Origin of the sequence: Brasilonema sp. UFV-L1, assembly GCF_012912105.1 — a bacterium.
GTDB lineage: Bacteria > Cyanobacteriota > Cyanobacteriia > Cyanobacteriales > Nostocaceae > Brasilonema.
Map to the genome: position 1 here is coordinate 1 of NZ_QMEA01000119.1, position 7,784 is coordinate 7,784.

General features: G+C 41.2%; 8 protein-coding genes and 1 pseudogene. 6 read left to right on the forward strand and 3 right to left on the reverse strand.

All coding sequences use genetic code 11. The features are described from left to right. Positions 1-194 (forward strand): hypothetical protein (locus tag DP117_RS35590; protein ID WP_211176350.1); only part of this gene is annotated, 194 nt, incomplete at its 5' end. A 381-nt stretch (positions 195-575) separates the two neighbouring features. Beyond that, entirely contained in the window at positions 576-1,325 is a 750-nt protein-coding gene (locus DP117_RS25950; protein ID WP_169221104.1) for a hypothetical protein, read from the forward strand. Between the two features lie 52 nt (positions 1,326-1,377). Here the strand turns inward: DP117_RS25950 and cobO are convergent, their stop codons facing one another. Further along, the gene (cobO, locus tag DP117_RS25955) at positions 1,378-2,040 is read right to left on the reverse strand and encodes a cob(I)yrinic acid a,c-diamide adenosyltransferase (protein ID WP_169221105.1); all 663 of its coding nucleotides are present in this window, start codon (positions 2,038-2,040) and stop codon (positions 1,378-1,380) included. Between the two features lie 226 nt (positions 2,041-2,266). Here cobO and DP117_RS37370 point away from each other — a divergent pair. Both DP117_RS37370 and speY read left to right on the forward strand, forming a co-directional pair. Beyond that, positions 2,267-2,350, forward strand: a pseudogene (locus DP117_RS37370) (macro domain-containing protein); the annotation flags it as partial. A gap of 187 nt (positions 2,351-2,537) precedes the next feature. After that, positions 2,538-3,725 (forward strand): deoxyhypusine synthase, encoded by a 1,188-nt coding sequence (speY, locus tag DP117_RS25965; RefSeq protein ID WP_169221106.1) that lies wholly within the window; start codon positions 2,538-2,540, stop codon positions 3,723-3,725. A gap of 131 nt (positions 3,726-3,856) precedes the next feature. On the opposite strand, the gene DP117_RS25970 is transcribed toward speY, so the two are convergent. Beyond that, positions 3,857-4,294 carry an Rrf2 family transcriptional regulator gene (locus DP117_RS25970; protein WP_169221107.1) on the reverse strand — a complete coding sequence of 146 codons (438 nt, stop codon included), beginning with the start codon at positions 4,292-4,294 and terminating at the stop codon, positions 3,857-3,859. 234 nt (positions 4,295-4,528) lie between these two features. Further along, positions 4,529-5,479 carry a LysR family transcriptional regulator gene (locus DP117_RS25975; RefSeq protein WP_169221108.1) on the reverse strand — a complete coding sequence of 317 codons (951 nt, stop codon included), beginning with the start codon at positions 5,477-5,479 and terminating at the stop codon, positions 4,529-4,531. Between the two features lie 586 nt (positions 5,480-6,065). Here DP117_RS25975 and speD point away from each other — a divergent pair. Further along, positions 6,066-6,500 (forward strand): adenosylmethionine decarboxylase, encoded by a 435-nt coding sequence (speD, locus tag DP117_RS25980; RefSeq protein WP_211176351.1) that lies wholly within the window; start codon positions 6,066-6,068, stop codon positions 6,498-6,500. A gap of 21 nt (positions 6,501-6,521) precedes the next feature. Beyond that, positions 6,522-7,472, forward strand: coding sequence for a fused MFS/spermidine synthase (locus DP117_RS25985; RefSeq protein WP_169221110.1), 951 nt, complete (start codon positions 6,522-6,524; stop codon positions 7,470-7,472). Positions 7,473-7,784: the final 312 nt, after the last annotated feature.

Sequence of the window (7,784 nt, forward strand, 5' to 3'; positions counted from 1 at the left end):
GTTGTCCATTTTTGTCGGAGCGCGTAGCGAGCCGTAGGCTGGGGAAAGCCCAACCTTCCGGTCAGAATGACACCTTATACCCTACCTTCTCAACTTTCCCATCTTCCCTCAACTCTCCCTACAGTGCTACTCTCGTCGGAATTTCTGCCAAAATCTTTGAAGGATATCCGGAATCAACAGAATTGCTTGTGTAGTTTTGCTTGTTCATAGAGTTCATACATTAGAGAGATGATTCTATCAAAAAGATGTCAATTGTTTTTGAAATTGAATAATAAAAAAAGAAAAATATCAAAAATTAACTTTTCATTTTGATTTTTTTCTTAAAAAAACAATCTCATTGGTTGAATCTAATGGATGAAGCAAGAATGGTCCCAACAATGCTAAGTTAAGAATATAGCTCAAAATTAATCGCTCAAAATTCAATAAAAAATTTCTTTGTTTACAGAGATTTTCCCTTTGACAATATAAATCAAACCATTGACGGAGCCTTTATATATCAATACTTCGGTACGTTTGTAAGTAAGTTGCAAAAAAACAAAAAAATTTTTGACAGGAGGAATCGGGTGTCCAACAACATGAAAAAATTCCCTTACACAAGCTTATTAGGCATCCCCTTTGTTGGTGTACTTCTGTTGCTTGGTGCTGTTGCTAATCAATCTAAACCTGTACTGAGTAATCAGGTTGCATACATTGATTCATTTACTGTATCAGCTACAAATTCTTCTCAGTTACCAACTTACACCTGGTTGCAGAAAAATTCTTACCCAGCTTCAGAATTCAGTGGCGATAAAGAAGCACGCTTACGTAAAGTACTAGCTAAATCATCAGTTAGTGCTCCAACTGCTGTCACTCACTCAAATGATTTGGAAGCAGTCTCTACAACCAAAGTCACAGCTGCACAACTCCAAGCGCCAACTAAAACTGCTACAGTTACGTCTAGAGGAACAACAGGTGTATTTCCTAAACAAGATGGCGTTTACCTCTATGGTCAGTCACCAAAATCAGGTCAACTAGGACAAGGATACATCATATTTGAAAAGCAGCAGGGCAAGGTGATGGGTGCGTTATATATGCCAAGCTCTGAGTTTAGTTGTTTTAATGGTACGCTTCAGTCCTCTGGACAGTTAGCAATGACGGTTACTGGTTATCCTGGTGACAAAAGCCCTACTCAAGTGGCAACAAACAACACGTTACCTCAAACTATGGATGATGAGTCTAGCAGTTATGCTCACTCTGTAACGCTACAAGATTATTATCCGATAAACAACATTAGTGCTGATGATCGCCGCATTCTACAGATGTGTCAGGCAAATGTTCAACAGTGAGGAGTTAGGAGTTGAGTGTACTGTTCCCAACTCTTAACTCACCACTTTATGATTAATATTCAATTCCTGGTTGCGCTTTAATACCTTGATCCCGCAAAGGGTGCTTAACTAGAGTCATTTCTGTCACTAAGTCAGCTCGCTCAATCAAAGCTGCAGGCGCGCCTCTGCCTGTTAGAATAACATGACTTTTCGGTGACTTTTGAGCTAACCCAGCTAAAACTTCCTCAACTTGTAAGTAATTCAATTTAAGAGCAATATTTATTTCATCCAACAGCACCAGTTTAAACTCTGGATTGCGAATGTATTCTAACGCTTTTTGCCAAGCAGCGATGGCTTTTTCAAGATCGCGATCGCGATCTTGAGTATCCCAGGTAAAGCCTTCGCCCATAGCATGAAATTCTAATAAATCATCTTGCCATATACTAAAAACTCTTTTTTCCGCAGGTTCCCAAGCTCCTTTGATAAATTGTATAATAGCAACTTTATACCCATGACCAAGCGCACGCAACACCATACCTAATGCTGCTGTGGTTTTCCCCTTGCCATTACCAGTATTAACAATAATTAACCCTTTTTCGTTAGATGCATTCTTCATTCGCGCCTCCTGGACTTCTTTGCGTCGCTGCATCTTTTTGCGGTAATCCTCAGACGTGAGGGAGAAATTTTCCCCTACGGTACTTATATTGGTGGTTGTCCAAGTCTCATCAGTTGGCATAGTGTTGGTGCTCAGTTTAGTATCGTTACTACAAGCCTTTATCAAAAATTCGTTGATTGAAATGTTAAATAAATAATAAAAAATATCATAAATTGCTACAAAACTAGAGATATTCCTCTATAAACCTTACCACCTTTACTTTTGGGGAATATGATGAACCAGAACACTTTGTTTGTAGCGACTGCGGATCAATTATGGAAAATAGAGTTTCCGTTATCAAGGGAATATTACCCAGCTACGGGTAGATGCTATTGTAAATGCTGCGAATAATTCCTTACTAGGAGGTAGTGGTGTTGATGGCGCGATACATCTACTTAGCAATAACTCTCAAAGAACAAATCATATTCGTGCGTTTTGGGCAAAATGCCTACAATTGCTACTTGCAGGTAATGTAAAAAATAACTCCAAACTAGTTAGGATTGTATGCTGTATGTTGATTCAGATTTTGACCGTGAATAGGTACAATTATTAGTTTTTTTTTTCGGGGGCTACCACAAATGTCAAAACAGCTGGGTAAAAAAATCCTACCTGTACCAATGCCAACTGATATCGGGGTCGTCGATTTGATTGACAATTACTTCACGGCATACAATTCAGCACGATTACGGGAAATATGTCATCTCCTCAGTCGAGATGTGTTCAAAGAAGGCGTGACGGTAGGAGTTAGCTTGTCTGGTGCAATGACACCAGCAGGATTCGGGGTTTCTGCGCTAGCACCGCTTATCCGTAACGGATTTATTGATTGGATCATTAGTACTGGTGCTAATCTTTATCATGATATGCATTATGGGCTAGGTTTTGAACTTTTTGCTGGTAACCCGTTTTTAAATGATGTAAAACTGCGCCAGCAAGGTACTATCCGCATCTATGACATTATCTTTGGCTACGATGTGCTGTTGGAAACAGACGCTTTCATCCGTAAAATTTTGCAAGCAGAACCATTCCAAAAACGGATGGGAACTGCTGAATTTCATAATTTACTTGGCAAGTATGTGCGAGAGGTAGAAAAGCAACTAGGAGTTAAGCATTCGTGTCTACTTGCGACAGCTTATGAGTGTGGAGTACCGATTTACACATCTTCTCCTGGTGATAGTTCTATTGGTATGAATATTGCTGCATTGTCATTGGAAGGATCTCAACTTATCTTAGATCCTTCTATTGATGTTAACGAGACAGCAGCCATTGCCTACAATGCCAGAGAAACAGGAGGCAAAAGTGCAGCTGTGATTATTGGTGGTGGCAGTCCTAAAAACTTTTTGCTACAAACACAACCGCAAATTCACGAAGTCTTAGGATTAGAAGAACGAGGACACGATTACTTTGTCCAGTTTACTGATGCCCGTCCAGATACTGGTGGGTTATCTGGAGCCACACCCTCAGAAGCTGTCAGTTGGGGTAAAATTGACCCAGATGAATTACCTAGCACAATTGTTTGTTATGCCGATAGCACAATCGCATTGCCGTTAGTCACAGCTTACGCCTTAAACCAGTGTCAGCCTTGTTCCCTCAAACGGTTGTATGATAAACGCGAACAAATGCTAGACAAGCTGCGGACAGACTATTTAGCAGCGAAAACGAAATCAGTAGATGAAATATCTGGTGCTACCCTCCAAAACACAGCTTCCCAAGAAGTCGCAACGTATCCAGTGGGCAGACTTATTCCCAATACAGGAAGTGCGGAGTAGGTGAGTCTTTAGTAGGACATGTGTACAATAGTAGTCAACTATCAAGATGACTGCTATGTACAATCCTTAATTTGCCAAAAAAACGATAGGTTCACGTTTGAGCAAGTTCAGATCAACAGATGTAAGCAAGGTTAGATGTAGTACATACATTCCATCTGTCGTCGTTTCGCTCGTTGCTCATGAAGGTCATGGAGCGTATACTTCTGTAAAACAGAGTAAGCAGCTTGACGTGCTTCTTGCCAAATCTCTTGAATAACCTCAGTTTCGACTGATGTCTGGGTGGAATTTTTATTAGGCACACCCGCGTCTAATCCTTCCATACAATGGAAAGCATCTAGAAGTGTGATTTTTTGAGGTTCTCGTGCCAAAACATAACCACCTTTGACGCCGCGTATGCTCTTAATTAAACCTCCACGCCTTAATGTCGCCAGAAGTTCTTCCAAATAGCGATTTGGTATATTTTGTCGCGCTGCTATCTCCCGGATTTGTAATGATTCCCCAGTAGAATAGCAAGCGGCTAGCGCTATCAGGGAAAGAATCGCATACTCAGTTTTGTTAGAGAGTTCCATAGACGAAAATAAATAGATCCATTTAGTTATTACCTGTGATCAAGCTATGGTCAGCTTAATCATACGGATTTAGGATCACTATTGCTCAGGTAGTATCTGACTCATTTTGCACTGTTAGACCATACCATAGTAACTATAAAGAGCAGCTTTGATAAAAACAAATATTTTTCTTTATTTTAAAGATAAAGAAAAATGATGGAAAAATGTAAGAAATCTTCTTGACAAAGCGTTGACTCACCGCCGAACTGGCTCACTTTTTGACTCTGGACTTTTCGCAGTGGTTAAAATCTCCTCAAAGGCGATCGCAACTCGAGTCTGAAAACGCTGCTTGTGTTTGAGCTTCCAAACTGGTTGAACAATGTCTAGCTTGCTTGCAGAGTTTCTATCTACCACACGAACGGCGTGAAGTGTGGATAGCTGTATTTCTTTTGTAACCATCAATTCGGGAATTGCAGCAGCACCAACACCGCTTTCAACCACAGCCTTCACCATTTCGCTACTGCTTAAGACGAGAACAATATCCAATTCAGTTGGATCAATTCTCCAATTTTGTAAAGCTTGCTCAAACATTTGCTGTGTCCCCGAACCTGGCTCTCGCATCACCCAAGTGGTTGTTAAGAGTTCTGCTGGGCAAATTTCTGTGCGCTTAAACCAGGGGTGAGATGTCCCAACTACAATCTGGAGGCGATCGCTCCCCACTACTTCCAGTTCCAAATAGTTCTTCAGTGAGGGTTTAACATCTCCTGTCACCAGACCAAAATCAAAAAATCCTGTCGCTGTTCCTTCGCAAATTTCTTCTGCATTACCCAGCGTACAATCAATATGGATACCAGGATATTGGCGCTTGAACTGGCTAATTTTATTTGGCAACCAGTAGTTACCAATGGTGAGACTTGATCCTAATTTTAACTCACCCCGTTGTAGATTATTCAATTCTCGCAAGCCTCGCTCAGTTAAAGAAACTTGGTCAAGAACTTTCTGCGCCTCCATTTGCAGCAACTTACCAGCATCAGTAATTTCGATATGGCGACCAATCCTATGGAATAGTCTCACCCCATATTCTCCTTCCAAGCTTTGAATCGCTGCACTGACAGCTGGTTGAGTAATATACAGGGCTTCTGCAGCACGGGTAAAGTGCATCAGTTCCGCAACTGCTAAAAAAATTCGCAACTGCTCAAGTGTCATTTTGTTTCTTTCGGGCTTTTTGGGTATTAAATCTGATAACTGTGGGTTGACAACTGTCTGGTATTGTACGGCAATTATAGACAATTACCGTATTTAAAACTCAAAGTTTTCTGACATATCCAGCTTTGACTTAATGTACCTAAATGTTAGTAGCAAAAAATCAGACAAGGTGGTGTTGACAGTGACTTTTATGAGTACATTCAAATGATATATTGAGTGGTGAATAATACCTAGAATAATAAAAATTATTTCAATTCCACAACGTAGAACCAACTGATTTCGTTGCTATCAGGCTACAATTAAAGCTTTGCCTCAATGTCATCATTAGGAGCCACAGACTCTACCAGTGCATTCTATGGAAGTGAGAATCGCGATTTTTGAGAAAATCCTGAATCAAGAAACCTATAAGAAAATTCTATATAAAAAAACACTTCAAGTGTGCGATAATGTCACTTCTGTGCATCACTGCATAGCAACCTCTTAAGTACAATGGCTAACTTGAAAGTCAAGAAATAGCGAAGCGTGCATTTATCCCAGAGGTTAATTGTTTGTAGTCTTCTGTGTTTTTAGGGTGGAAAAATTGGAAATGCAATCTTACCCAGTGGGGGACACACCTTTGGTTCCAGTTGGCAGTCACTGTATTCTCGAACTGTATGACTGTCCAACGAATCTACTGAACAATCCTGAGTTTATTGAACAGGCTTTAGTAGAAGCAGCATACAGGGCAAAATCGACTCTGCTTAAGGAAATATCACACCATTTTGAGCCGTTTGGAGTGACAGCTCTTGCGCTGTTAGCTGAGTCTCATATTTCAATACATACTTGGCCAGAGTATGGCTACATAGCGGTGGATATTTTTACCTGTGGTCAACACACAGAACCACAGAAAGCTTGCAAGTACCTGGTGCAAACTTTTCAAGCTAGCAAACATGTGCTGTTGACACTTCCTAGAGGCAAACTTTCACCTCAAGTCCAGAAAAAACTGGAAGAAAGTCTATTTTTGGCAACTAGCGAGCGTTGACAAAGAGAGGGGGTTTATGATATGGCAGGTAGTAATGTCGGTGCAGATTTTTGGATGAGCGAATACATTACTCCTTGGGATATTTACTCTCATGGAGTTACGGGGATACTTGCTCACAAGAAAACTGCTTACCAAGAAATGTACATTGTCGAAACTGGTACTTATGGCAAAGCACTTGTTTTAGATGGCAAGTGGCAATCATGTACTGGTGATGAATTTTTATACCACGAGCCTTTGGTTCACCCGGCGATGATTTTTCAAGGAACACCTCGTAAGGTGTTGATTCTTGGCGGTGGTGAGGGCGCGACAGCACGGGAAGTGCTGCGTTGGCATACTGTGGAAAAAGTGGTGATGATTGACATTGATGGCGAGGTGGTGGAAGCTTGTCGCCAACACCTGGGCGAAATGCATCAGAATGCTTTTGATGATTCGCGTCTGGAAGTTGTGATTGCAGATGCACTCGACTTTTTAGATACGACTGATGAACAGTGGGATGTCGTTATTTCTGATCTGTCGGATCCCATCGAGTCAGGTCCATCATTTGCGCTGTTTACTAAGGAATACTTTGAGAAAATCCGTCGGGTACTCTCACCTCAAGGATTTGTTGTGATCCAAGCTGGTCCTGTTTCACCAGGAGAGTTAACTCTGCACGCCCGCTTGGTACGAACCCTCAACGCAGTTTTTCCCAACGTTCAATCCTACAGCAGCTATACCTGTACCTATGGAAGACCGTGGGGATTTGCTCTGGCTTCAGAAAAAGAAATTAGTATCCGTTTTTATCCAGACAGCATCGATAAGGTGTTGCAGGAGAAAACAAGCGGTGGACTGCGGATGCTAGATGGTATAACACTTTTGGGTATGCTGCATTTGCCTTTGCATTTGAGGGAGGCGATCGCACAAGAAACCCAAGTTTACACTCTCGCTGAACCCCCGAAGTTCTTCGGGCAAGGAGTGGTTAAACAAGCCGTATAATTCACAATGAGTCATTCGTAAACCGTGATTGAAAATCAACTATGGATTTACGAATGACTATTTGTGACACAAAAATTGTTGAATTCATCTACAAAAATGTGGTAGGTACACCCTCTTACAAACGCTGAATACACCCTGCGCCTAAGAAAAGAGGAGACCACCCTGTGACTGAAGAAGAATAAATCAAGTATGCAAAATCTCTCAGGAAATGTTTTCAGCCTAAAGTAATATTTCATACATACTCCTAAAGATATAGGTTGCCTTTCAGTGGCTGATCGCCTTTTCAGGGGCGAGAAAGCTGGAGTATCGCCT